We start from the raw sequence: 24,608 nt of genomic DNA on the forward strand, positions 1-24,608 counted from the left end.
GGGACCTCTACATCATGACCATTAAATTTAAGATCCTTATGAAGAGATTAATGTTACTGGCTATCGTTATTACCGGCACCTTTTCTGCTTGTACAACCATGAAACCCGGAGCGATTGGAAATGGAGGATTATCACAACTCGGAGGAACCTGGGAACTCAATTACATTTCAGGACCACGGATTGCTTTCAACGGCCTTTACCCGGCTAAAAAACCGGTCATGACCTTCGACATCAACGGTAAAAAAGTAAGTGGAAATACCAGCTGTAATTCCTTCTCCGGTGCACTGACCGCCGATGATACGACCATCAACTTCAGCAACGGATTTGCCATGACAAAAATGGCCTGCCCCGGTGAAGGAGAGGCCACTTTTCTTGAAATGTTGAAAAAAGTAAGCACCTATTCGGTAAGCGACAGCACCCTTAATTTTATGATGGGCGACATCGCGATCATGCGGTTTAATAAGAAGTAATCAGGTACGCTCTAAAGGCTTCATAGTCGGCATTCATCTTTTCTGCCAATTTCTTTTTTGCCCTTAAAGCCCCCACTTCCGCTGGAATGGCAATCTGCTGCTTCATATCCTCAGGGAAGACGTCAGGAAATTTACAGGCATGAGCCGTTGACAAAAACACACCCGCAGCATCTGCTTCGGGGTTTTCCTTTTTGTAGTCCTCCAGTGCGAGCCATGCGATTGCAGTATGCGGACATGCCAGATAATCATATTTCGCATAGATGTCTTTCATACCCTGCAGCGTCTGCGCATCGTTATAACTGGCACTACGTACCAGAGATTTCAGGACATCCAGGTCCTGCTGAAAAAGATCCATGATCCTCACCCAGTTACTTGGCGCTCCTACATCCATGGCATTGGCGTAAGTCTGTACAGAAGGCCTGGCTTCATAAACACCCGTGCTAAGAAAACGTGGTACAGTATCATTAACATTGGTTGCTGCAATGAACTGATGTACGGGCAGCCCCATCTTGTAAGCGAGCAGCCCTGCAGCAATATTTCCAAAATTCCCGCTTGGCACAGAAAACACCACCTTCCGTCGTCCCTTTCTCAACAGTTGTGCATAAGCATTGAAATAATAAAAGGTTTGTGGGATCAGTCTGGAGATGTTGATGGAATTGGCAGAAGTCAAACGTAACTTTTTATTGAGCTCCTCATCTGCAAAAGCCTGTTTCACTAAGGCCTGACAGTCGTCAAAGGTACCGTCAACCTCTACGGCGTGGATATTATGCCCGTTTGTACAAAGCTGAAGCTCCTGAATCTCACTTACTTTCCCCTTCGGGTAGAGGATCGTCACCCTGGTGTTTGGAACTGCGAGAAAACCAAGGGCTACTGCCCCTCCGGTATCTCCGGAGGTAGCAACCAACACATCGAGGATCTGCTCATTATCCTTCAGGAAATATCCCATGACGCGGCTCATAAAGCGTGCACCAAAATCCTTAAAGGCGAGGGAGGGACCATGGAAAAGCTCCAGGACAAAAGCATCCTCTGAAAGGGGCACCACAGGCGCATCAAAGTTAATCGCCTCATCGATGATCGCTTTAAGGTCTGCCTCAGGGATGGCATCCTTCAACAAGGCAGAAGCCACCCTAAAGGCAATCTCAGGCATGGAATACTCCGCAATCCGGCTAATAAATTCAGGATCCAGCTTGGGAACTTCCAATGGCATGTACAAACCCTTATCAAGGGGCATGCTATTGAACACCGCCGTAGGAAAGTCTATTCTTAAATCTTTATTGTTGGTACTATATAGGTTCATGTTTTTTTGGTTTAATCCAGGACGACAGGTCCTTTTTGGTTGACTTCAGATACAAATGATAAACTATTGATGTTTAAAGTGCTGAGGTGCTTTTTCAGCTGTACGGTGATCGATTCAGCCGTCTCCCGATCCCTGGTCAGCGCAAATACCGAAGGACCAGACCCTGATATTCCAAATCCGGTAGCGCCAGCCTCCATCGCCATACCCCTCATATGATAAAAATCAGGGATCAGGATGGAGCGTGTAGGCTCGATCAGGATGTCCGTCATGCTCCTGCCAATCAGGTCATGGTCCTTCATAAAAAGTCCGCTGACCAGCCCTGCAACATTTCCCCATTGGGTCACGGCATCCTTCAGCAGTACTTTGGAACGGATCATCTGACGGGCATCTTTTGTGGGTACATCAACCTCGGGATAGACTATGGCTGCATGTAGACCTTCAGGATACGGCAGGCTGATGATGTCGAGCGGCTCATAACTTCTGATCAGCACAAAACCGCCCATTAGCGCGGGAGCCACGTTGTCGGCATGTCCGTATCCGCAGGCAAGCTCCTCCCCCTTCATGGCGAAAGGCACCAATCCCCTGTTAGTCAGTAGATTATCAAAAAGAGTGTTAATGGCAAAAAGACCAGCCACAGTACTTGCAGAGCTGGAGCCCAGTCCGCTGCCTATCGGCATCTTTTTATGGAGCTCAATCTCCACGCCAGTATCAGGTTTACCGATATGGTTCAGGTAGTGCTGCACGCTGGCACTTACCGTATTTTTTTTCGGGTCGAGTGGCAGCTTGCCCTCATCACCTGTAATTTTAGTGATCGTGATGCCACTGCCCCCGGTCAGCTTCATGATGACCTCATCTCCTGGTTCATTCACTGCGAAGCCCAGCACATCATATCCACAAACTACGTTAGCAACAGTAGCGGGAGCGAAAACTTTTATAGAATCTTTCATCGTTTACCTACATTAATGATATCAGCAAAAACACCAGCGGCTGTCACCTCAGCCCCGGCCCCCGGCCCTTTAACTACCAGCGGGCGGTCTTTGTATCTGTTCGTGCTGAAGGAAATGATGTTGTCACTTCCCGAAAGCATGAAAAATGGATGACTGTCATTTACCATTTCCAGCGTAATGGCCACTTTGCCATCTTCAAGTTTACCGATGTAACGCAATACTTTATTGCTTCCTGCCGCATCGGTTTTCAATTGTTCAAAGTAAGCGCTGTTGCGCTCCAGCTCCTGGTAGAACTCCGCCACAGTGGCGGCAGCAAGACAGGCAGGCGGAAGCATACTCTGGATCTCGATGTCAGACTCCTCCAAAGGATATCCGGCATCACGGGCAAGGATCAGCATCTTACGCATAAAGTCCTTTCCGTTAAGGTCATCACGCGGATCGGGCTCTGTATATCCTAAATCCTGTGCTTCCTTTACGACCTCATGAAACAGGCGGTCGCCTTTATAATTATTGAAAATATAAGAAATCGTTCCGGAGAGGATGGCCTCAATCTTGGCGATCTTGTCGCCGCTCAGCATCAGGTCTTTTAAGGTCCTGATGATGGGCAGCCCCGCACCAACGTTGGTTTCATAATAGAAGTCCACACCGTATTTTCGCGCTGCATTTTTGAAGGCCTCATACTGCTCATAATCCGCAGAGTTACCAATCTTGTTGCAGGTGACAACAGAGATGCTCGACTGCAGAATATCCTGATAAAAGCGGATGGGGTTATGACTCGCCGTATTGTCTACAAACACACAGTTCGGCAGGTTCATTTCTTTCATTTTGTGCACAAACTCCGAGAGGTCTGCGGGCACTCCATTTGCTTCCAGGCTATTTTCCCAATCTGCAAGGTCTATTCCATCCGCATCAAGGTGCATTTTGCGAGTATTACTGATGCCCATCACCTTCACCTGCAGGTCATTGTTGGTAGAAAGGAAGGGCATCTGGTATTGCAGCTGACTGAACAATGTTTTGCCGATGTTGCCCGTACCGAGGCAGAAGATGTTCAGCGTGCGTTTCAGATTTGCATAGAAAGCATCATGTACAGCATTCACCGCCTTAGAAAGGTCTGCTTTGGAAAGAATTACGGAGATGTTGTATTCTGATGAACCCTGCGCAATGGCCCTGACGTTCACGCCGTTCCTGCCTAAGGCATGGAAAAGCTTTCCCGACATGCCCGGTGTACGTTTCATGTTTTCACCTACAATCGCCAGTGCCGCCAATCCATTTTCTACCTCCGGATATTCGAGCTTACGTGCCTGGAGTTCCAGCTCAAACTCTTTGTTGATCAGCGCCAGTGCAGTTAGTGCATCCGCCGGTTTCACCGCAAAAGTGATGCTGTGCTCTGAAGAAGACTGGGTGATCAGGATGATGTTGATCTGTTCACGTGACAACAGGGAGAACAGGCGCCCGCTAAAACCGGCTTTGCCGACCATTCCGCTGCCGGAAAGGTTGAGCACGCTGATTTCATCTATTGAGGTAATGCCTTTGATCGGCAACGTGGAAGATTGAAGACCATGTCTGATATAGGTACCCTGAAAATCCCTATTGAATGTATTTTTGATTACAATGGGAATCTTTTTGAGAAAAGCAGGGATCATCGTTGGCGGATAGATGACCTTCGCACCGAAGTAGGAAAGTTCCATTGCTTCCGTATAGCTGAGTTCAGGCAGTGAAAATGCTTTCTTAACGATCCTGGGATCGGCAGTAAGCATGCCATCTACATCTGTCCAGATCTGAATTTCCTCCACATTCAGTGCAGATCCCCAGATCGCCGCAGTATAGTCGCTCCCCCCACGTCCAAGTGTAGTAACCCGTCCATGCTCATTGCTGGCGATGAAGCCGGTTACAAACAACAGTTTCTCCGAGTTGGCCTCATAAAATTCACGCACCAGCAGTTCTGTCAGCTGGGTATTCACTTTTGCCTGTCCAAAGTTGCTGTCGGTCTTGATGAGCTCAGATCCGTCCACGTACAGGGCATGAGGAAAGTCCTGTTTAACAATGTGGCTGATCATCGCCGTAGAACAGCGCTCTCCATAACTCAGGATGAGGTCTTTTGTCTGAGGGCTCAGCTCTTTCAGGTTGTATACCGACTGCAGGATGTCTTCGAGTTCATTGAAATAGATTTTCAATCTGGTCAGCACCGGATTTTGTGCCGCTGCTGGCAGCAGCTCACGGATGATGTCGAAGTGTTTTTTTTCTATGGTCCTGAGCGCCTCGTTGTAATCATTCCCCTCTCTTGCATTTTCAGCCATTGCCACAAGGGTGTTGGTCACACCACTCATCGCCGATAATACGACAACTGGATTTTCAGGTCCCGCCTGCTGCCTGAGGATGTTCAGCAAAGCGCCTATGCTTTGTACCGAACCGACAGATGTACCTCCGAATTTTAGAATGTTCATAGTTTTAGGTTAAAAAAAAAGCGCCTTCCCCGTTTAGAGGAAGGCGCTTTTTGTGGTTTCTTTTGCTTTCAATTATAGCCACTAGCTTACCTTCCTCCGAGAAATCCCGGTGGTGGTAATAATGGTAATAATTGATATATTGTTATACATTGTATTTTTTAAACTTTCTTGTTGTGCTGTAAAGTAAAGTTATATTTTTCTAATTAGCAAATGATTACAAAAATAATTATGATTTTCATCACATCACTATTATCAGCGTCTTATCACCATTTAAGTTTTCAGGCAGTGTTTCTGTAGCGGCATCTGTAAGTCCGGTCATTGTCCGGTCTCTGTCCGGTCTCTGTTCGGTCATCGTTGTAGATAAAGTGAGACTAAACAGAGACTAAACAGAGACAAAAGAGAGACTAAACAGAGACCGAAGATACGTCCCGCCTCTCTTTTGCCTCTCTTTTGGCTTACTTTAGTCTGAGATTGTTTATGCTCCTTCCTGAACCACACCCGAACAATGGCCGAAGATGGTCCGGTCCAGCCATCGGCCAGTAATGTCTGGAGTCGTTTGAAGAGGACGAACTATAAAAAAGACATACTTTTCTGTACCTTTATCGCACTATATGCAAGGATTAGTTATAAAATCAACAGGAAGCTGGTATCAGGTACATGCAGAAGATGGCTTAAGCTACGATTGCAGGATTAAAGGTAAGTTCAGGATTAAAGGCATTCAAACTACCAACCCTATCGCCGTCGGCGACCAGGTAGAGTTTGAGCTGGAGCCAAACTCAGACAAAGGTGTGATCAGCAAGCTGCACGAGCGTAAAAACTACATCATCCGCAAATCCATCAACCTGTCAAAACAGGCACAGATCATTGCTGCCAATATGGATCAGGCATTCCTGGTCGTGACACTAGCCTCACCACGTACTTCTCTTGGTTTTATAGACCGTTTTCTGGCGACAGCCGAAGCATATGGTATTCCGGCAATACTGATCTTCAACAAACTTGACCTTTTCAATGAGGATGGCCTTGCGGTCCTTGATGAGTACAAATCCATTTATGAGCATATTGGCTATCCTTGTTATACCGTTTCGGCATTGGAGGGTACGAATATACCACAAATTGAAAACCTGCTGAAAGATAAAATCACGCTTTTTTCCGGCCATTCCGGGGTCGGAAAATCCAGCCTCATCAATGCGCTCCTTCCCGGCAGAAGCATCAAAACGGGTGAAATCTCGGAGTCCAGCGACAAGGGACAGCACACCACAACTTTTGCCGAGATGCACACACTTCCGTTCGGCGGGTATCTTATTGATACCCCTGGCATCAGGGAGCTTGGCATTTTTGACATCCGTCCTGAAGAACTTGGTCATTATTTCCGGGAGATGAAAGCAATGCTGAACCAGTGCAGGTTCAACAATTGCAGACATGTAAACGAACCGGGCTGTGCAGTGATCAAAGCAGTAGAAAATGGTGATATCGAACTCAGCAGGTATGAAAGTTACCTGAGTATCTACCACGGGAATGAAACCCGCGCCTGATATGGCCTGGCACAAAACCAATAACAATGAGAGCAATTATACAACGTGTTACAGCAGCTTCCTGCGTAGTCGATGGAAACACGACCGGCAGCATTGACAATGGCTTCCTGGTACTGCTTGGCATTGAAGATGCCGATACCCTGGAAGACCTGATCTGGCTCAGCCAGAAAATTATCAACATGAGAATTTTCGGTGATGAAGATGGGATGATGAATAAATCTCTTTCCGACGTGGATGGAAACATCCTCCTGATCAGCCAGTTCACCTTATTCGCAGCAGTAAAAAAGGGAAACAGACCTGGTTTTACAAGAGCCGCAAGACCTGAATTTGCCATCCCTATGTATGAAGAGATGATCAGGCAGCTATCCACACAACTAGATAAAAATATTCAAACGGGAATTTTTGGCGCTGACATGAAAATCAGTCTGCTGAATGACGGCCCTGTAACGATCATAATTGATACAAAAAACAAGGAATAAAATTCCTGTTCTCCCGATGTCATGATATTTGGGAAAATTATTCTCTGCATATTGATACATACAAGTAATCCATCGAGATAACTATTGGAAATTCTTAGGTTAAAGCCTTAACATTATCATATTAAACTCTAAATCAATAACATGACAATTAAAGAAGCACAGGAAACCGTAGACAAATGGATCAACAGTACAGGAATCCGCTATTTCAATGAACTTACCAATACGGCGATCCTGATGGAGGAAGTTGGCGAGGTGGCCAGGATTATGTCTAGGAAATACGGTGAGCAGTCTTTTAAAAAGAGTGATGAGGCGGTAGACCTCGGCGATGAGATGGCTGATGTTCTGTTCGTACTGATCTGCCTGGCCAATCAAACCGGTATTGACCTGACGGAGGCACTAAATAAAAACCTGATCAAGAAAACAAAAAGAGATACTGAAAGACATCAGAACAACGAGAAGCTGAAGTAAAATAATAAATAACCTATATGCAGGATGTACACCGTTTCGCTGTTTTATGCAGCAGGAATTCAAAATAAATCCGCAAACAGAAAAAGGGATGCTGCTCATCGAAACATCCCTTTTCTTAATTTCTGCAGGTATTAATCTCTGGACAATACCTCTTTAATTTTTTGAGCAGCCTCAGCAAGTTCTTCCTGCGAAGGTTTCAGCTTTTCTTTAGCGAAATTCATGTCCCCAACATGATTCATGGGAATGAGGTGGATGTGTACATGAGGCACTTCCAGTCCAATGACCGCGACGCCCACCTTTTTACATGGGAAAGCTTCTTTCAACCCTGTCGCTACAATTTTGGCAAATAAGGTCAGTCCGAAGTAACTCTCCTCATCCATATCAAAGATGTAATCAATCTCTTTTTTGGGAATGACCAGCACGTGCCCCATGGTCAATGGGTTGACGTCAAGGAAGGCGAGAAATTCTGTGGTCTCTGCGACGATGTGTGCAGGAATTTCACCTGCAATGATTTTTGAAAATATAGTAGCCATAGAACGATTGATTACCTGCTGATTTCTAAGATTTCAAATTCAATCTTTCCCGCAGGAACCTGAATTTCTGTTTTGTCACCTACCGACTTGCCCAACAACCCCTGCGCTATCGGCGATTTCACGGAGATCTTTCCTGTTTTAAGGTCGGCCTCACTTTCGGCAACCAGCTGATAGGACATGGTAGCCCCATTTTTAACATTCTTGATCTTTACTATGGATAAAGCAAGCACCTTGGAGGTGTCCAGCTTGGATTCATCAATTAGTCTGGCGGTAGATAAGGTAGTTTCCAGTTTTGCTATTTTTGCTTCATGTAATCCCTGCGCCTCCTTTGCAGCATCGTATTCTGCATTCTCTGAAAGGTCACCTTTATCCCTTGCCTCGGCGATTGCCTTGGAGATCAGTTGCCTTCCTGTAGTCTTCATATGATGGAGTTCTTCCTTTAGTTTATCTAAACCATCTTGGGTATAATACGTTACCTCTGTCATAGCTCAATTTATTTTATAGTTACTCTAAAAACAAACAAGACTATATCGGCTCATAAGCCTACATAGTCTTGCTTCAATTAAAACGAAGATAATGGGGTCTAAGCACAAAACCAAATTATTCATCTGAAATCATGCAGTATAGTTGTAAAATCCCTGCTAGGAGAGCGCTGCCAGCTTATCCGACAGCACCTCTGAAATCTTACGGTAAGAGTCAAAGGTCCAGCCACCTACGTGTGGTGTAAGGATCACCTTGCCACTCGAGATCAGCTCCGCAAACCAGGGCTGCTCTGCCAGCGCAGGGAACTTCTCCACCTCAAGCACATCCAGTCCAGCGCCAAGGATTTTTCCTTTGTTCAATGCATTCAGCACTGCCTGTGTGCTGACAATTTCCCCTCTTGCTGTGTTGATGAAAAAGATGGGCTTCCGGAAATGGAGCAGGTACTCCTCATCTACCAGCTGCCGCGTTTCATTGGTCAGTGGTATGTGAAAACTGAGCACATCGCTCAGCTTAACGATCTCTTCCATGCTCACTTCTCTCGCATACTGATCGCTGAAGCCTGTTTTATATTTGTCGTAGGCGATGACCTGAACACCAAAACCAGACAGCTTACGTGCCAGGCTGCTACCCATAAAACCATAACCGATGATGCCCACCGTCTTGCCCTTCAGCTCATAACCACGGTTCCCTTCTCTGTCCCATTTCCCCTTGCGGATCTCCATATCAGCATTGCGGAAGTTGTTCATCAGCGACAGCATCAACCCTACGGCATGCTCTCCAACGGCATCCATATTTCCCTCCGGCGCATTAATCAAATGGATGTTGCGTTCCAGCGCCACCGCCTCATCGATATTATCGAGACCTGCACCTGCGCGTGCAATAAACTTCAGCTTCGTTCCAGCGTCTATTAGCTCGCGGTCGATACGGAATTTGGTCCTTACCGCAATACCATCATAGTCGGCGATGGCCGCCAGGGTTTGTGCGCGGGTAAAATTCGGTTCATCATGCACCTCATAACCCATTGCAGCCGCACGCTCTTTGAAGATGGCATGCAGTTCATCAACAATTAATATTTTTCCTTTGCTCATTTTCTTATTTGTCTGAAATCTCAGGACATCAGTTTTGTTAAATGTTGTGTCAGCTCGATAAACTGGTCTACACTCAATTGCTCCGCACGTTTATCAAAGAAAAAATGGTCGTCCATTCTATCTTTAGAGACCACTCCGGAAAGTGCATTTCTCAATGTTTTTCTCCGTTGGTTGAAACCTGCTTTTACGGTCCTCCAAAACAGTTTTTCATCGCAAGGCAAGGTGTCTATCTTATTTCTGCTAAGCCTAATCACTCCTGAATTTACCTTTGGTGGCGGGTTGAAGGTTCCCGGTTTTACGGTAAACAGATATTCGATATCGTAATAGGCCTGGATCAGCACACTCAGGATCCCATATTCCTTCGTACCTGACTTGGAAGCACAGCGTTCGGCAACCTCCTTTTGGAACATGCCCACCATCTCCACTACGTGTTCCCTGTTATCAAGAATTTTGAAAAGAATCTGCGAGGAGATGTTGTAAGGGAAATTACCGATCACGGCATACTTTCCCTTGAAAATAGAGGATAAGTCCAGTGCCAGAAAATCACCATTGATCAAACGCGCTCCCAGCTGCGGATATTTATCTTTCAGGAACTCGTAGGATTCCACATCAATGTCAATCAGGAAAGTGTCCAAGTAATCACGGTCCAGCAGGATATCCGACAGGATGCCCATTCCGGGGCCAACTTCGAGCACTTCGCGGTACTGATCGGTATGCACAAGACCATCGACGATCCTGGCCGCAATCTTTTTATCGGTTAAAAAATGCTGCCCTAAATGTTTTTTTGCCCTTACCAAACTCATATATTAACCTTTACGTCTATCCTGAAAGCCGCAAAAATACGCAATTTTTAATAGGATCTTCTGAATGGCGCCCTTTTGTTGAAAGCACATCCATCCGTATAGACGAGGTAAACAGAGGAAAAACGAGCTTTTTAAAATGAAATCTGTATTTTGCACCAAATTTTTTGGAGTATGAGTAACAAGATTAAAATCGGCATCAGCATAGGGGACATCAATGGAATAGGCTTGGAAGTGATCCTGAAGACGTTATCAGAAAGCAGGATCCTTGATTTCTGCACACCAATCGTATATGGCCATACCAAGGTTGCCTCTTACCACCGCAAGGCTTTAGGTTTGAGCGATTTTAATTTTAACGTCATCACGGAGGCACAGCTGGCCAATCCCAAAAAAGCAAACCTGATCAACTGCTGGGAAGAAGATGTAAAGATAGAACTCGGCACAGCTACCCAGACTGGAGGGAAATACGCACTCTTGTCGCTGGAAAAGGCTACCGAAGACCTGGTGAAAGGAGAAATCGATGCACTGGTTACCGCACCGATCAACAAACACAATATCCAGTCCGACCAATTCAGTTTTCCGGGGCATACCGAATACCTGATGGAACGCAGCGGCAGCAAAGATGTGCTCATGTTCCTCCTGAGTGAGGACATCCGTGTGGGTGTCGTTACCGGTCACATTCCAGTTTCGGAAGTATCAAGGAGCATCACTGTTGAAAAGATCGTGAAAAAACTGCAGCTGATGAATGAGAGCCTGAAGAAAGATTTCTGGATTGAAAAACCGAAGATTGCAGTATTGGGATTGAACCCGCATGCTGGAGACAACGGCCTGCTGGGTACAGAGGAAGCCGAGATCATTATGCCAGCGATCCAGCAGGCTTTTGACAAAGGCATCATTTCCTTTGGTCCTTATCCCGCAGATGGTTTTTTTGGTAAGGGCAGCTACAAGCAGTTTGATGCCGTACTGGCGATGTATCATGACCAGGGGCTCATCCCTTTCAAGACCATTGCTTTCGGCAGGGGCGTGAACTTCTCCGCGGGACTGAAGATTGTGCGCACCTCACCAGATCACGGTACCGGTTATGACATTGCCGGTAAAAACGTAGCTGATCCGGGCTCTTTTGCTGAGGCACTTTTTGCGGCGGTCCACATCGTCAGGAACAGAAAAGAACAGGAAGAACTACTGAGAACACAACTGAGAAGTGGCGGAAAAATTATCGAAACTGCTGCGGATACAAAAGATGATGCAAATTAGAATAAAAAACATTTTACATCTATAAAAATAATTCCTACATTTGCGGGCTAAAATTTTGTTACAATTGAAACCATTAAAACAATTTTCAATCCCCTTTACCGGCTTAAAAATTGGCAAACATCAGTTTGATTTTGACATTGATAACAGCTTTTTTGATTCTTTTGAGTACTCTTTGGTAAAAAAAGGAAATTTAAAAGCAGACATTGAACTGGATAAACAGGAAACAATGTTAATTTTGAAGTTCCACATTCAGGGAACAATTGTATTGGATTGTGATAAATGTTTATCAGAATTTAATGCGCCACTTGACATCGAAGAACGGCAGATTGTAAAGTTTGCTGAAGATGAATTGGAAAGCGATGATCTGGAGATCATTGTATTGAATAAGAAGGAAAGTGAGCTTGATGTATCAGGGCTGATCTACGAATTCATTAACGTATCGGTCCCTTACATAAAGATCTGTGAGCAGAATGGCGATGGCCAGAAATGCGACGAGGAAATGATAGCAAGACTGGAAAGTTTTACTGCAGGAACACAAGAACAAGAAGATAAACAAGATGATGACCCACGATGGGCAGCATTAAAAAAATTAAAATAATAATTAAACAAATCAGCAATGGCACATCCAAAACGCAAGGTTTCTAAAAGCAGAAGAGATAAGAGAAGAACTCACTATAAAGCAATAGCTCCTTCTTTAGCAACTTGTCAAACCACAGGTGCGATCCACGTACCTCATCATGCATACAACGTTGATGGTAACCTATACTACAACGGTAAATTAGTGATTGAAAATACCTCAATAGGTTAATTTTTCTTGAAAAATAGTTTGTGTTTTAAGTCGCTTTAAGGTTAACTTTAGAGCTGCAAAGAAGGGCAATTGTGCCCCCAAAAACACAAACTGATTTTTTACTATGAAAATAGGTCTCGATATAATGGGCGGAGACTATGCTCCTAAAGCAAACGTTTTAGGAGCTATAGCAGCTCATGAATTGTTATCTCCCACGGAGCACCTGGTGCTTATTGGAGATACAGCGCAGATTAAGCCCCTACTAGCCGAAAACGGATTCAATCCGGATCACTTTGAATATGTCCATACCGAAGAGGTGATTGGTATGGGCGAACATCCCACAAAGGCTATTGTTCAAAAGCCTAACTCCAGTATTTCTATTGGATTCTCCATGCTCAAGGAGGGCACACTGGATTCATTTGCCAGCGCCGGAAATTCGGGCGCGATGCTTGTTGGTGCCATGTTTAGTGTAAAATCTATCCCTGGAATCATCAGACCATGCATTACTACCATTCTTCCTAAACTCAGTGGCGGCCTTGGGCTCATGCTTGATGTAGGCGCTAATGCCGACTGCAAGCCTGATACATTGGTCCAGTTTGGTGTGCTTGGCAGTTTGTATGCGCAGCATGTGATGCAGATAGAAACACCTAAGGTGGCTTTATTGAACATTGGCGAAGAAGAGGAAAAAGGTGACATGCTAAGCCTGGCTACCTACCCTCTGATGAAAGACACACCTCTTTTCAATTTTGTGGGTAATGTGGAAGGCAGGGACTTATTCAACGACAAGGCCGACGTGATTGTATGCGATGGATTTACGGGAAATGTAGTGCTGAAACTGGCAGAATCATTTTATGTGCTGACGCTGAAGAGAGGGCTGAAGGATGAATTCTTCGACCGCTTTAACTACGAAAACTATGGCGGAAGCCCGGTTTTAGGTGTCAATGCCCCGGTGATCATAGGTCATGGCATATCCAGTCCGACGGCGGTCAAAAACATGATCCTGCAGTCAAGGGACATGATTACTACTGGCTTGGTAGGTAAAATTCAAGCCGCATTTAAATAAGGAAAATTGAAAATGAATAAAATTCATGCTGCGATTACGGCGGTTAACGGTTATGTCCCAGACTACATCCTTACCAATCAGGAGCTGGAATCCATTGTAGATACTACAGACGAATGGATTACCTCCAGAACCGGCATCAAAGAACGAAGAATATTAAAAGGTGAAGGCCTCGGTACTTCGGATATGGCAGTTCATGCAGTCAACGGATTGTTGAAAAAACGTGGGATCACTGCGGAAGAAATTGAACTGATCATTTTTTGTACCACTACACCAGATATGCCTTTCCCTGCTACAGCAAATGTTTTAGCAGATAAAATCGGTGCCATCAATGCCTGGGGATATGACATTTCTGCGGCATGTTCCGGATTTATCTTCGGGTTATCGACTGCAGCACAGTTCATTGAATCGGGAAAACACAAGAAAATCCTGGTGGTTGGTGGCGACAAGATGTCTTCGATCATCAACTATGAAGACCGCACCACCTGCATCATCTTTGGTGATGGCTGCGGCGCAGTATTGCTGGAGCCGAATGAAGAAGGTAATGGGATCATCGACTCTGTATTGAAGAGCGATGGCGCAGGCCGTCAGTACCTACACCAGAAAGCTGGCGGATCCGTGAAACCGGCGACGCACGAAACGGTAGACAACAAAGAGCATTTTGTACACCAGGAAGGTCAGGCAGTATTCAAATTTGCTGTAACCAATATGGCCAATGTTGCAGCTGAGATCATGGAACGTAACGACCTGTCCTCAGATGACGTGACCTGGCTGGTACCACACCAGGCAAACAAGCGCATCATCGATGCAACGGCTTCGAGAATGGGATTGGGCGCCGAAAAGGTGATGATCAATATCCAACGTTATGGAAATACCACAAACGGCACCATTCCATTGTGTTTATGGGAATGGGAAAGCCAGCTGAAGAAAGGCGACAACATCATCCTTGCAGCCTTTGGCGGTGGTTTCACCTGGGGTTCTGTTTACATTAAATGGGCCTATTAATTTATTAAAATAAATAATCTTAACTTAGATAATTCTTAAGGAATACTGTTTTCTCAAAATAAACCTAAAAAATGGATATCAAACAAATTCAGGAACTTATTAAATTTGTTTCTCGTTCGGGCGTAAATGAAGTTGCCATTGAGCAAAAAGACTTCAAGATCACTATCAAGACCAATCAGACCCCTACTGTTGTCAACGCAACTGTTCCGGCAGCGATTGTTCCTGCTGTTGCTCCTGTAGCTGGTGCTGCGGCTCCTGTTGCCCCTGTAGAAACAAAAGCAACAACTGTTGCTGCTGAAGACACCTCAAAATACATCACCATTAAATCGCCAATGATCGGTACTTTCTACCGTTCGTCAAGCCCTGATAAACCTTCTTTCGCCAATGTGGGTGATGAGGTTGGTGTTGGTAAAGTGATCTGCATCATTGAAGCTATGAAATTGTTCAACGAAATCGAGAGTGAAGTTTCAGGAAGAATTGTGAAAGTTCTTGTAGAAAATGCATCACCTGTAGAATACGATCAACCTTTATTTTTAGTAGAACCCATTTAATATTTGCCAGGAGCAAATTTTCCTATCAATTATATGTTTAAAAAAATATTAATTGCCAACAGGGGCGAGATCGCTTTACGTATTATACGTACCTGTAAAGAAATGGGCATCAAAACCGTTGCTGTGTACTCTACTGCAGATCGCGAGAGTTTACACGTACGTTTTGCCGATGAAGCCGTCTGTATAGGGCCTCCACCGAGTAAGGATTCTTACCTGAGCATTCCTAATATTATCTCTGCTGCGGAACTGACCAATGCAGACGCCATACACCCAGGTTACGGCTTCCTGTCTGAGAATGCCAAGTTCTCTTCTGTATGCCGCGATTACGGAATTAAATTTATTGGTGCTACGCCTGAGCAGATCAATTCCATGGGAGACAAAGCTTCGGCAAAGGAGACCATGAAAAATGCAGGTGTGCCTACGATCCCTGGATCTGAGGGACTGCTGGAAAGCGTGAAAGAGGGTATCACAATAGCCAATGAAATGGGCTACCCTGTAATTCTGAAAGCTACCGCCGGTGGTGGTGGCCGTGGAATGCGTGTGGTGTGGAAAGATGAAGACTTTGAAAATGCATGGGACAGCGCAAGACAGGAGTCTGGTGCGGCCTTTGGTAATGATGGTCTTTATCTGGAAAAATATATCGAAGATCCGCGCCACATTGAAATCCAGATCATCGGTGACCAATATGGTAAAGCCTGTCACCTTTCGGAACGCGACTGCTCCATTCAGCGTCGTCACCAGAAACTGGTAGAAGAAGCCCCATCTCCTTTCATGACACCTGAACTTCGTGAAAAAATGGGTGAAGCGGCCATCAAAGGCGCCATCGCAGTGCAGTATGAAGGTGCTGGTACGATTGAGTTTCTGGTCGACAAACACCGTAACTTCTATTTCATGGAGATGAATACCCGCATCCAGGTAGAACATCCGGTAACGGAGGAAGTCATCAACTATGACCTCATCAAAGAACAGATCAAAGTAGCGTCGGGTGTACCTATCTCCGGAAAAAACTACCTTCCTGATATGCACGCCATCGAATGTCGTATCAATGCGGAAGATCCTTTCAATAACTTCCGTCCATCTCCTGGAAAAATCACCAATTTCCATTCTCCGGGTGGCCATGGTGTGCGGGTTGATACACATGTATATGCAGGCTATCAGATTCCTTCGAACTACGATTCCATGATTGCCAAGCTGATCTGTGTTGCACAGACCCGTGAGGAAGCCATCAGCACCATGGAACGTGCATTGAGCGAGTTCGTAATCGAAGGTGTAAAAACTACGATTCCTTTCCACCTGAAATTAATGAAAGATCCTAACTTCAGGGCTGGTAATTTTACCACTAAGTTTATGGAAACTTTCGAATTTTCAGAATAGACAAACTATTTAGTAGATTTAAAGCGTAAATACCATTCTATATAAATAGAATGGTATTTTTGTTTTACAAATAAAGTGCATGAGTGATACTAAAAAAAGGGACCTGATAGGTGCTATCAAAGAAAAAGGAAAAACTTTAGAGGCAGAGATGTCTTTTTTCGACCATATTGACGTACTCAGAAAACATTTACTCCGCGCACTTGCTGTGATCCTGGTGCTGACCGCCGGAGCTTTTTACTACACAGACTTCATTTTTAATGAGATCATCATGGGGCCTAAAAACCCGCAGTTCTGGACCTACCGCATGATGTGTAAACTGGTGGAGAAGTTCCCGTCTATAGGGTCTGATTTCTGCATCACCAAAATCGATGCAAAGATCATCAATACAGAAATGGCGGGCCAGTTTACGTTACAGCTCAACTCGTGTGTCATGGTGGGGATCATACTGGGTATCCCCTACCTGTTGTTTGAGCTTTGGTTATTTGTAAAACCGGCGCTCCATGACAACGAACGTAAATCTGCCAGTGGTTTTGTGGCCTTCGCCTCTTTCCTGTTTTTCCTGGGTATTCTCTTTGGCTACTACATGATCTGCCCGCTGTCGATCAACTTCCTGACCAACTTTACGGTGAGTCCTGACATCGAAAATACATTTACCATAGACTCCTACCTGTCATCCGTGATGACGCTGACTCTGGGATCAGGTGTCATTTTCCAACTGCCGGTCATCATCTTCATCCTGTCCAAACTGGGCATTATGACCCCGGCCTTCATGCGTGCAAGCCGGAGGTATTCTACGGTACTGATCCTGATCGTTGCAGCAGTGGTAACCCCTACAGCAGATCCATATACCATGCTGATTGTTGCCTTCCCGCTGTTCCTGCTTTACGAGCTGAGCATCTATATTTCTGCGAACATTGAGCGGAACAGGAACAAAGCCATATACGGTGTAGCCAAAACGAATAAAAGTTAATAAAACCTATAATTTTTGAAAGATGTCAACCGAAACAAAAGTTAAAATTGCAATTGGTGCCGACCACGCCGGCTTTGAGTACAAAGAACTGATCAAAGAATGGTTCGCTGAGCATGAAATTAAAGACTTTGGAACCTTTTCTGCGGATTCGGTAGACTATCCTGATTTTGCACATCCCGTAGCTGAGGCTGTGGAAAGCAAGGCATTTACCTTTGGCATTCTCGTATGCGGCAGCGCCAACGGCGTGGCAATCACAGCGAACAAACACCAGCACATCCGGGCTGCCATCTGCTGGCTGAAGGAGATTGCTGAGTTGGCGCGTCTGCACAACGATGCCAATATCATCTGTATCCCGGCACGTTTTGTTTCCCCGGAACTGGCTAAAGAGATGATAAATACTTTTTTAACAACGGCTTTTGAAGGCGGGAGACACGCAGGACGTGTCGGTAAGATCTCCTGCTAATCAACATAAAGAATCAACCTAACCATACAATCAACATGAAAAAACATTTGTTATATGCCGGAATGGTGCTCACCATGGCTTGCACCGCTACTGCACAAAACAAAGATGCGGTAAAGTTCAGCAAGACCATCAACAGTGAAACTGCCTACAAACACCTGTCGGTATTGGCCTCTGATGAATACGAAGGACGCGAAACAGGTACTAAAGGCGGATGGATGGCCGCAGACTACATCAAAAACTATTTTAAAGAACTCGGCCTGAAAGGGCCCGTATCCGGGGATTACTTCCAGCCAATCGACATGGTGACCACCAAACTGTCACAGGTGCTTACCATCAACGGACAGCCTGCTGAAGCAATGAAGGACTTTTACATTGCACCACAGTCTGTCGGTGCCGAGGGTTTTGCGTTTAACGCCAACAGCATCATCTTTGCCGGATATGGTGTAAACAAAGAGGGCTACAATGACTTCGAAGGTAAAGACATCACCGGAAAGGTGGTCATGATCCTTAGAACGGGTGAACCCAATGCCACACGGAACAATTTGGCCCCAAAGATCAAATACCTGACGGAACATAAGGCTGCTGCCATCCTGGTGATTGATCCGATGGTGGATGCCATGCCAGCAGACCTGAAAAACTACCTCAGCTCAACTCAACTAACGATGAAGACCAAAGAGGAGAAACAACAGGCGAAAGTTCCTCAAGGAACGCCGGTGATCAATGTCGGCACGACTGCTGCCAACCTGATCCTCGCACCTGGAAACGTCACCTTAGATGCGCTGCAGAAACAGTTGAAATCTACCGGCAAACCAGTAACCCGGGAAATCGGTGTGACGGTTACTGCAAGTGGCAAAAAGGATGAAGCGAAGGTACGTGCTGAAAATGTGCTCGGATATTTAGAAGGCTCAGACCCTAAATTAAAAAATGAAGTACTGGTGGTGACGGCGCACTATGACCACATCGGTCTGGTAAATGATCCTGAAGCAAAGGATAAAGTGAACAATGGTGCAGACGACGATGGCTCGGGAACAACGGGGGTACTGATGATGGCAGAAGCTTTCAGCAAGGCCAAAAAAGCAGGCAAAGGACCTAAAAGAAGCATTCTTTTCATGACTGTCACCGGTGAGGAAAAAGGGCTTTATGGTTCAGAATGGTATTCCGAAAATCCAATATTTCCACTGGAGAATACAATCGCAGACTTAAATATTGACATGATCGGCCGCGGTGATAAGGACCATGCTGCCGACAATAACTTCGTATATATCATTGGTTCTGATATGTTGAGTACAGACCTCGACAGGATTGGCAAGAAAGCCAACAAAGATTATGTCAACATCAATCTTGATGAACGTTATAACAACAGAACAGATCCTAACCGTTTCTACTATCGTTCTGACCATTACAACTTTGCCAAACATGGCATTCCGGTCATCTTCTATTTCAACGGAGTACATGATGATTACCATCAGCCCGGAGATGAGGTCAGCAAAATTGATTTCCCTATGCTGGCAAAAAGAGCACAGCTGGTGTACTTTACGGCATGGGAACTGGCAAATGGTGCCACCAGACCTAAAGTCGATAAAAACGACGACGGTACACCGAAAAATTAACCATTGATGTAAATAAAAAATAATGCAAGCCGCTGACGACCATCAGCGGCTTTTGCATATACGCTCAGCATCGGTTTTACGTTATCACTGCAAAATGGTTTTTCAATAAAAATGAGCCTACGCTTATTTATTTTTATATTTGAACATGATGAAAACAGCTGATGAGTTTTTGGTGAAGTCCGATGAGAAGGCTTTTGATTTGGGCCATCGTAAAACGATCAATCATAATATTGGCAAGTACAATGTTGCCGTTACACGCGGCATCTCGAGATTTGAAAACCTTGAAAACTCAAAGAAAAAAGCGCATGCCATCAAATGGCGTGTCATGGAGAACCTGGATAAATACCTTCCTGAGTTTGAGGCCAATTTCCAGCGTCGTGGTGGAAAGGTGATCTGGGCGAATGATGCCGCAGAAGCGCAAAAGGAAATCCTGAACATCATCAATAAAAGAAACGGCAAGACGGTCATCAAATCAAAATCCATGACCACGGAAGAAATCCACCTGAACGACTTCCTTGGCGAGCATGGCATTGAATCGCTGGAAAGCGATCTTGGTGAATATATTGTACAGCTGCTTGGGCAGCCTCCTTATCATATTGTAACCCCTGCGATGCACCTTAGCAAAGAGGAAATTGCAAAGCTGTTCCACGACAGGTTTGGTACGCCGATTGACGCCACGCCTCAGCAGCTGACCCAAAAGGCCCGGGAGCTCCTGCGCGAGAAATACCTGCGTGCAGACATTGGCATATCAGGCGGAAACTTCCTGATTGCAGACACCGGCAGTATTGCATTGACAGAAAATGAAGGAAATGCCAGGTTATGTACCACCTTCCCGAAGGTTCACATTGCCATTGTGGGCATCGAGAAGATCATTCCCTCGATGGCAGATCTCGACCTTTTCTGGCCACTGCTTGCCAGTCATGGAACGGGGCAGAACTTAACGGTATACAATACCATACTGAGCGGACCGAGACGCCCCGAAGAAACAGATGGACCTGAAGAGATGTACGTCATCCTGCTCGACAACGGCCGCACCAATCTGCTTGCCCAAAAAGAACAGCGCCAGGGACTATACTGTATCCGGTGTGGTGCCTGTCTCAACGCCTGCCCGGTTTACAAAAATATCGGTGGCCATACTTATGACACTACCTATAGTGGCCCTATAGGCTCCATCATTACGCCACACCTCAAAGGGATGAAGGAGTTTAAACACCTGAGCTACGCCTCCAGTTTATGTGGCAAGTGCTCTGAAGTATGCCCGGCGAAGATCGACATCCACAAGATGCTGCTCCTGAACCGGAGAGATGCCGCTACCACACACGAGAATCCCAAAACAGAAGAAATTGGCTGGAAGATGTGGAAAACAGGCATGCAGAAGCGATCGCGAATGGATATGGTGGGTGGTAAGCTCAAGAATTTCTTTATGAAACTCCTATTCAGGAAAAGCTGGGGCAAATACAGGGAGATGCCTGAAGTGGCTCCAAAGTCTTTCGCCCGGTTATACGAAGAAAAGAAGAAAGCCGACAACAACTAAAGGTCATGACATTCGATAGGAAGGATAAAACTGACGACGTCCTGCTGAACCTTTACCGGCAGCTCCTCTATCCAAGAATGATAGAAGAGAAGATGTTGATCCTTCTGCGCCAGGGCCGCATTGGCAAATGGTTTTCCGGCATTGGTCAGGAAGCCATCGCCGTAGGCAGTACCATGGCTATGCTTCCGTCGGAATATATCCTGCCGATGCACCGAAATCTGGGTGTTTTCACCAGCAGAAACATCCCATTGAGAAAACTCATGGCGCAATGGCAGGGAAAAATCACAGGTTTTACCAAAGGGCGCGACCGCTCCTTTCACTTCGGCACACAAGCGCATAAGATCATTGGAATGATCTCCCACCTTGGTCCGCAAATGGCTTTGGCAGATGGCATCGCTTTGGCGGATCTGCTGCAAAACAGACAACAGGCCACCCTGGTCTTCACCGGAGAAGGGGCAACGAGTGAGGGCGACTTCCATGAAGCCATTAACGTGGCGGCAGTATGGGACCTGCCTGTAATCTTTTTGATTGAGAACAATGGTTATGGCCTCTCGACGCCGACGGCAGAGCAGTACAAATGCAAAGACCTTGTGGACAAGGCTATTGGCTATGGCATTGAAGGCATTCAAATTGATGGCAATAACATCCTTGAAGTATACGATACGCTAAGCGATATTTCAACGCGCATCAGGAAAGATCCCAAGCCGGTTCTGGTGGAATGTCTTACCTTCAGGATGCGTGGGCATGAAGAAGCTTCGGGAACAAAATATGTACCTCAGGAGCTTTTTGAGCAATGGTCGGTAAAAGATCCTGTAAAAAACTTTGAGCAATATCTATTGGATCAGGGTGTGCTCAATACAGCAGTCATAGGCGATATAAAAGCTGCTTTTAAATACGAGATTGACAGGGAAGTCGAAAAAGCATTCCATGATGATGAACCTGCGGCAGACCTGGAGCTGGAGCTGAAAGAGATGTATCATCCCTACGAACACCTTCCTGCAGCACCTGGAAATGAGATCAATTCACTTCGTTACCTGGACGCCATCAGTGATGGCTTGAAGCTTGGTATGGAACGCCATCAGCGGCTCGTGATCATGGGGCAGGATATTGCTGAATATGGTGGTGCTTTTAAGATTACAGAAGGCTTTGCAGCGACTTTTGGAAAATCCCGGGTCCGTAACACTCCCATCTGTGAATCTGCCATTGTAGGCGTCGCTTTAGGTCTCTCTATTAATGGGCATAAGGCTATTGTAGAAATGCAGTTTGCCGATTTCGTTTCCTCCGGATTCAACCAGATCGTAAATAACGTCGCCAAAACCCACTACCGCTGGGCGGAAAAAGCCGATGTGGTGATCCGCATGCCGACAGGCGCAGGCACGGGAGCCGGTCCTTTTCATTCGCAGAGCAATGAAGCCTGGTTTACCAAAACTCCGGGGCTGAAGATCGTATATCCCGCCTTTCCTGACGATGCAAAAGGCTTGCTGCTGGCCGCCATCGAAGATCCCAATCCGGTATTGTTTTTTGAACATAAATTATTATACCGCAGCCTTTCGGGGGCTGTACCATCAGGTTATTATACCACAGAAATCGGCAAGGCGAAACGCCTCTCCACCGGCGAACAGCTGAGCATCATTACCTACGGCCTTGGTGTCCACTGGGCCTTGGAGTACCTCGCTGAACATCCGGAATGTTCAGCAACGCTGCTGGACCTGCGCAGCCTTCAACCCTGGGATAAGGAAGCGGTGGCCCTCGCTGTTAAGGAAACTGGAAGGGTACTGATCCTTCACGAGGATACCCTGAGCAGCGGTTTCGGTGCGGAACTTGCCGCATGGATTGGAGAACATTGTTTCCATTATCTGGATGCACCGGTCATGCGTTGCGCCAGCGCAGATACTGCCATTCCCATGAATAAAACGCTCGAAGAAAACTTTCTAGCCAAAAGCAGGCTGGCAGACACCGTCAGCAAACTGACGAGCTACTGAGTGCATTGGCACGATAATGGCCTTAGATCAGCTACAATCACACGTTATGAAGATTTCCGGTTACCTTTTTTTATCTGCGGCCCTGCTCATGATGTACAGCTGTAATCAGTCGCCCAAACATCCACAGGCCAACTATATCCAGCAACCCGCTGCAACAGCCATGACGGAAGAATCCATCAGCCTGCTCGCCGACTCCATTGATGCAAATATCAGCAAATTTGAAAAGCAGACAAGCCTTGTGTTCCAATCTGACAACCATGCGATGTATGTAGAAAGGTACAGTTACAATGGTAAACCGGTGATGTATTCATCTTACACCGACGACATTTCAAAGGGAAATGTTCAGCAACGTTATTACCTCCAGAATGACAGTCTTCTGTTGCTTCGCGAACACAAGCGCAGTGGCAACGACGCAGACCAGCGCTTTACAGATACCTACACCTATCTGAGGAACAATATTCCATTCAAAATAGACAGCCGCACAGCAGGCAATGAAAATGAGCTGACCAGAAAAGGATTTCGCAACATCAAGGCTGATCCGGCAGTCAGTGAAAATAAAGCGCCTTATCAAAAATCCATTCAGGTGTTTGAAGATGCGCTACAGCAAAAAGACCAGTTTGATATGCGCTTTGCCGACTACATCGCCGCAGGCGAAGAAAGTTACATCCAGCTAAAGAGCAGTGCTCAGAATGGCTATAGTGCCAGCGTAATGGTGGATACTCCGGATGCACTTATTGACAGTCTCATAAAGAGTCCTTCCAGCTTTAAGAATGAAAAAATCAGGTTCCAGTGGAAGGTGATGGATAAAGAGGCAATCTACGTACCTGTAGCCTCGAGGATGACTTCTGCGAGCGGGTTAAAAAGATAGATATTTCCATTGTCAAGACATTGGCAGCGGTACCTCTTTCTCAGCTTCTCTCCTTTTTTAAACTGCCTGCCGTCCTTGATGGTGAATACGGCATGCAGCGGCAATTCCTCCAGTCGGATTTCCTTTTTTTCTGCATCATATTTTTTCAGTGCGCGGGAAAGTGTCAGATCGGTACAGCTCGCCGCCGAAGGATTACCAAGGTAACGCACAATGGCTGCCTTTACATCAGCTGGAAAGATTTCCTGCTCCAGAAAGGGGGCCATCATCCGTTTAAAATTGTGTTTCCATTCTGATCCATGAGGTTTGACCTTATTTTTATGATCGTTCCAGGTAAGGAGATGTGCAAACTCATGAACAGTGGTGACCAGGAAGGAATAAGGGTTCATATCATTGTTGACAGAGATCTTATGTCCCATTCCTTTATAAGGATGCCGGTAGTCACCAAGTTTGGTCACACGGCCTTTAGATATCTTGAACTCACACTGAAAATAGTCGATCCACTTAGCAATCACCGGAGCTGCGGGCGCCGGCATATACTGGGCTAAAACATCTTCTTTTTTCACCTTGCAAAGGTATGGAATTTACTTCAATTGCATTCGCCTACTTGAG

25 protein-coding genes are annotated in these 24,608 nt (G+C 45.8%); 17 read left to right on the forward strand and 8 right to left on the reverse strand.

The genetic code is table 11. The features are described 5' to 3' along the window. Positions 1 to 38: 38 nt before the first annotated feature. Positions 39 to 470, forward strand: a complete 432-nt coding sequence (locus PBAL39_RS08505; protein ID WP_157273949.1) for an META domain-containing protein — start codon at positions 39 to 41, stop codon at positions 468 to 470. Here the strand turns inward: PBAL39_RS08505 and thrC are convergent. Genes thrC through thrA form a run of 3 tightly spaced genes read right to left on the reverse strand, consistent with a single transcriptional unit; the run spans position 457 to position 5,158 of the window. Further along, positions 457 to 1,767, reverse strand: a complete 1,311-nt coding sequence (thrC, locus tag PBAL39_RS08510; protein ID WP_008240372.1) for a threonine synthase — start codon at positions 1,765 to 1,767, stop codon at positions 457 to 459. The two genes, PBAL39_RS08505 and thrC, sit on opposite strands and share 14 nt — an antisense overlap. A gap of 11 nt (positions 1,768 to 1,778) precedes the next feature. Then, on the reverse strand, positions 1,779 to 2,714 hold the full coding sequence (locus PBAL39_RS08515) for a homoserine kinase (RefSeq protein ID WP_008240374.1): 936 nt from the start codon (positions 2,712 to 2,714) through the stop codon (positions 1,779 to 1,781). Further along, positions 2,711 to 5,158 carry a bifunctional aspartate kinase/homoserine dehydrogenase I gene (thrA, locus tag PBAL39_RS08520; protein ID WP_008240375.1) on the reverse strand — a complete coding sequence of 816 codons (2,448 nt, stop codon included), beginning with the start codon at positions 5,156 to 5,158 and terminating at the stop codon, positions 2,711 to 2,713. Before thrA ends, PBAL39_RS08515 begins: the two co-directional genes overlap by 4 nt. Positions 5,159 to 5,769: 611 nt before the next feature. Between thrA and rsgA the strand changes: the two genes are divergently transcribed. The 3 genes from rsgA (at position 5,770) to PBAL39_RS08535 (ending at position 7,637) form a co-directional block, all read left to right on the forward strand. Beyond that, positions 5,770 to 6,690, forward strand: coding sequence for a ribosome small subunit-dependent GTPase A (gene rsgA, locus PBAL39_RS08525; RefSeq protein WP_008240379.1), 921 nt, complete (start codon positions 5,770 to 5,772; stop codon positions 6,688 to 6,690). 26 nt (positions 6,691 to 6,716) lie between these two features. After that, positions 6,717 to 7,169, forward strand: a complete 453-nt coding sequence (gene dtd / locus PBAL39_RS08530) for a D-aminoacyl-tRNA deacylase (protein WP_008240381.1) — start codon at positions 6,717 to 6,719, stop codon at positions 7,167 to 7,169. 141 nt (positions 7,170 to 7,310) lie between these two features. Next, on the forward strand, positions 7,311 to 7,637 hold the full coding sequence (locus tag PBAL39_RS08535) for a nucleotide pyrophosphohydrolase (protein ID WP_008240382.1): 327 nt from the start codon (positions 7,311 to 7,313) through the stop codon (positions 7,635 to 7,637). A 131-nt stretch (positions 7,638 to 7,768) separates the two neighbouring features. Here PBAL39_RS08535 and PBAL39_RS08540 read toward each other — a convergent pair whose 3' ends face one another. The 4 genes from PBAL39_RS08540 to rsmA all read right to left on the reverse strand — a co-directional run bounded on the left by PBAL39_RS08540 (position 7,769) and on the right by rsmA (position 10,544). Further along, positions 7,769 to 8,170, reverse strand: a complete 402-nt coding sequence (locus PBAL39_RS08540; RefSeq protein WP_008240384.1) for an HIT family protein — start codon at positions 8,168 to 8,170, stop codon at positions 7,769 to 7,771. Between the two features lie 11 nt (positions 8,171 to 8,181). Next, positions 8,182 to 8,655, reverse strand: a complete 474-nt coding sequence (gene greA / locus PBAL39_RS08545; protein WP_008240385.1) for a transcription elongation factor GreA — start codon at positions 8,653 to 8,655, stop codon at positions 8,182 to 8,184. 156 nt (positions 8,656 to 8,811) lie between these two features. After that, positions 8,812 to 9,741 carry a 2-hydroxyacid dehydrogenase gene (locus tag PBAL39_RS08550; protein ID WP_008240386.1) on the reverse strand — a complete coding sequence of 310 codons (930 nt, stop codon included), beginning with the start codon at positions 9,739 to 9,741 and terminating at the stop codon, positions 8,812 to 8,814. Between the two features lie 20 nt (positions 9,742 to 9,761). Further along, positions 9,762 to 10,544, reverse strand: a complete 783-nt coding sequence (rsmA, locus tag PBAL39_RS08555) for a 16S rRNA (adenine(1518)-N(6)/adenine(1519)-N(6))-dimethyltransferase RsmA (RefSeq protein WP_008240387.1) — start codon at positions 10,542 to 10,544, stop codon at positions 9,762 to 9,764. 171 nt (positions 10,545 to 10,715) lie between these two features. On the opposite strand from rsmA, the gene pdxA reads away from it, so the two are divergent. The 13 genes from pdxA (at position 10,716) to PBAL39_RS08615 (ending at position 23,999) form a co-directional block, all read left to right on the forward strand. Then, positions 10,716 to 11,795 carry a 4-hydroxythreonine-4-phosphate dehydrogenase PdxA gene (gene pdxA, locus PBAL39_RS08560; RefSeq protein ID WP_008240388.1) on the forward strand — a complete coding sequence of 360 codons (1,080 nt, stop codon included), beginning with the start codon at positions 10,716 to 10,718 and terminating at the stop codon, positions 11,793 to 11,795. Between the two features lie 64 nt (positions 11,796 to 11,859). Next, positions 11,860 to 12,393, forward strand: a complete 534-nt coding sequence (locus PBAL39_RS08565; protein ID WP_008240391.1) for a DUF177 domain-containing protein — start codon at positions 11,860 to 11,862, stop codon at positions 12,391 to 12,393. Between the two features lie 18 nt (positions 12,394 to 12,411). Then, positions 12,412 to 12,603: a 50S ribosomal protein L32 gene (gene rpmF / locus PBAL39_RS25015; protein WP_083801722.1), complete on the forward strand. Its 192-nt coding sequence runs from the start codon at positions 12,412 to 12,414 to the stop codon at positions 12,601 to 12,603. Positions 12,604 to 12,706: 103 nt separating this feature from the next. Beyond that, a complete protein-coding gene (gene plsX, locus PBAL39_RS08570; RefSeq protein WP_039866318.1) occupies positions 12,707 to 13,645 on the forward strand; it encodes a phosphate acyltransferase PlsX in 939 nt (312 codons plus the stop codon). Positions 13,646 to 13,657: 12 nt separating this feature from the next. After that, positions 13,658 to 14,647: a beta-ketoacyl-ACP synthase III gene (locus tag PBAL39_RS08575; protein ID WP_008240395.1), complete on the forward strand. Its 990-nt coding sequence runs from the start codon at positions 13,658 to 13,660 to the stop codon at positions 14,645 to 14,647. Between the two features lie 71 nt (positions 14,648 to 14,718). Beyond that, positions 14,719 to 15,198 carry an acetyl-CoA carboxylase biotin carboxyl carrier protein gene (gene accB, locus PBAL39_RS08580; RefSeq protein WP_008240398.1) on the forward strand — a complete coding sequence of 160 codons (480 nt, stop codon included), beginning with the start codon at positions 14,719 to 14,721 and terminating at the stop codon, positions 15,196 to 15,198. Between the two features lie 33 nt (positions 15,199 to 15,231). Continuing rightward, on the forward strand, positions 15,232 to 16,572 hold the full coding sequence (gene accC / locus PBAL39_RS08585) for an acetyl-CoA carboxylase biotin carboxylase subunit (RefSeq protein ID WP_008240400.1): 1,341 nt from the start codon (positions 15,232 to 15,234) through the stop codon (positions 16,570 to 16,572). 79 nt (positions 16,573 to 16,651) lie between these two features. Further along, positions 16,652 to 17,542 (forward strand): twin-arginine translocase subunit TatC, encoded by an 891-nt coding sequence (gene tatC / locus PBAL39_RS08590; protein WP_008240401.1) that lies wholly within the window; start codon positions 16,652 to 16,654, stop codon positions 17,540 to 17,542. 22 nt (positions 17,543 to 17,564) lie between these two features. Next, entirely contained in the window at positions 17,565 to 18,005 is a 441-nt protein-coding gene (rpiB, locus tag PBAL39_RS08595; protein ID WP_008240404.1) for a ribose 5-phosphate isomerase B, read from the forward strand. A gap of 35 nt (positions 18,006 to 18,040) precedes the next feature. Then, a complete protein-coding gene (locus tag PBAL39_RS08600; protein ID WP_008240407.1) occupies positions 18,041 to 19,615 on the forward strand; it encodes a M28 family peptidase in 1,575 nt (524 codons plus the stop codon). A 145-nt stretch (positions 19,616 to 19,760) separates the two neighbouring features. Next, on the forward strand, positions 19,761 to 21,149 hold the full coding sequence (locus tag PBAL39_RS08605) for a LutB/LldF family L-lactate oxidation iron-sulfur protein (RefSeq protein WP_008240412.1): 1,389 nt from the start codon (positions 19,761 to 19,763) through the stop codon (positions 21,147 to 21,149). Between the two features lie 5 nt (positions 21,150 to 21,154). Then, the gene (locus tag PBAL39_RS08610; protein WP_008240414.1) at positions 21,155 to 23,131 is read left to right on the forward strand and encodes a thiamine pyrophosphate-dependent enzyme; all 1,977 of its coding nucleotides are present in this window, start codon (positions 21,155 to 21,157) and stop codon (positions 23,129 to 23,131) included. A gap of 46 nt (positions 23,132 to 23,177) precedes the next feature. After that, the gene (locus tag PBAL39_RS08615) at positions 23,178 to 23,999 is read left to right on the forward strand and encodes a hypothetical protein (protein ID WP_008240415.1); all 822 of its coding nucleotides are present in this window, start codon (positions 23,178 to 23,180) and stop codon (positions 23,997 to 23,999) included. Here PBAL39_RS08615 and PBAL39_RS08620 read toward each other — a convergent pair. After that, positions 23,948 to 24,562 (reverse strand): sprT domain-containing protein, encoded by a 615-nt coding sequence (locus PBAL39_RS08620; RefSeq protein WP_198139796.1) that lies wholly within the window; start codon positions 24,560 to 24,562, stop codon positions 23,948 to 23,950. The genes PBAL39_RS08615 and PBAL39_RS08620 overlap by 52 nt on opposite strands. Positions 24,563 to 24,608: the final 46 nt, after the last annotated feature.

Source organism: Pedobacter sp. BAL39 (assembly GCF_000170795.1).
Lineage (GTDB): Bacteria > Bacteroidota > Bacteroidia > Sphingobacteriales > Sphingobacteriaceae > Pedobacter.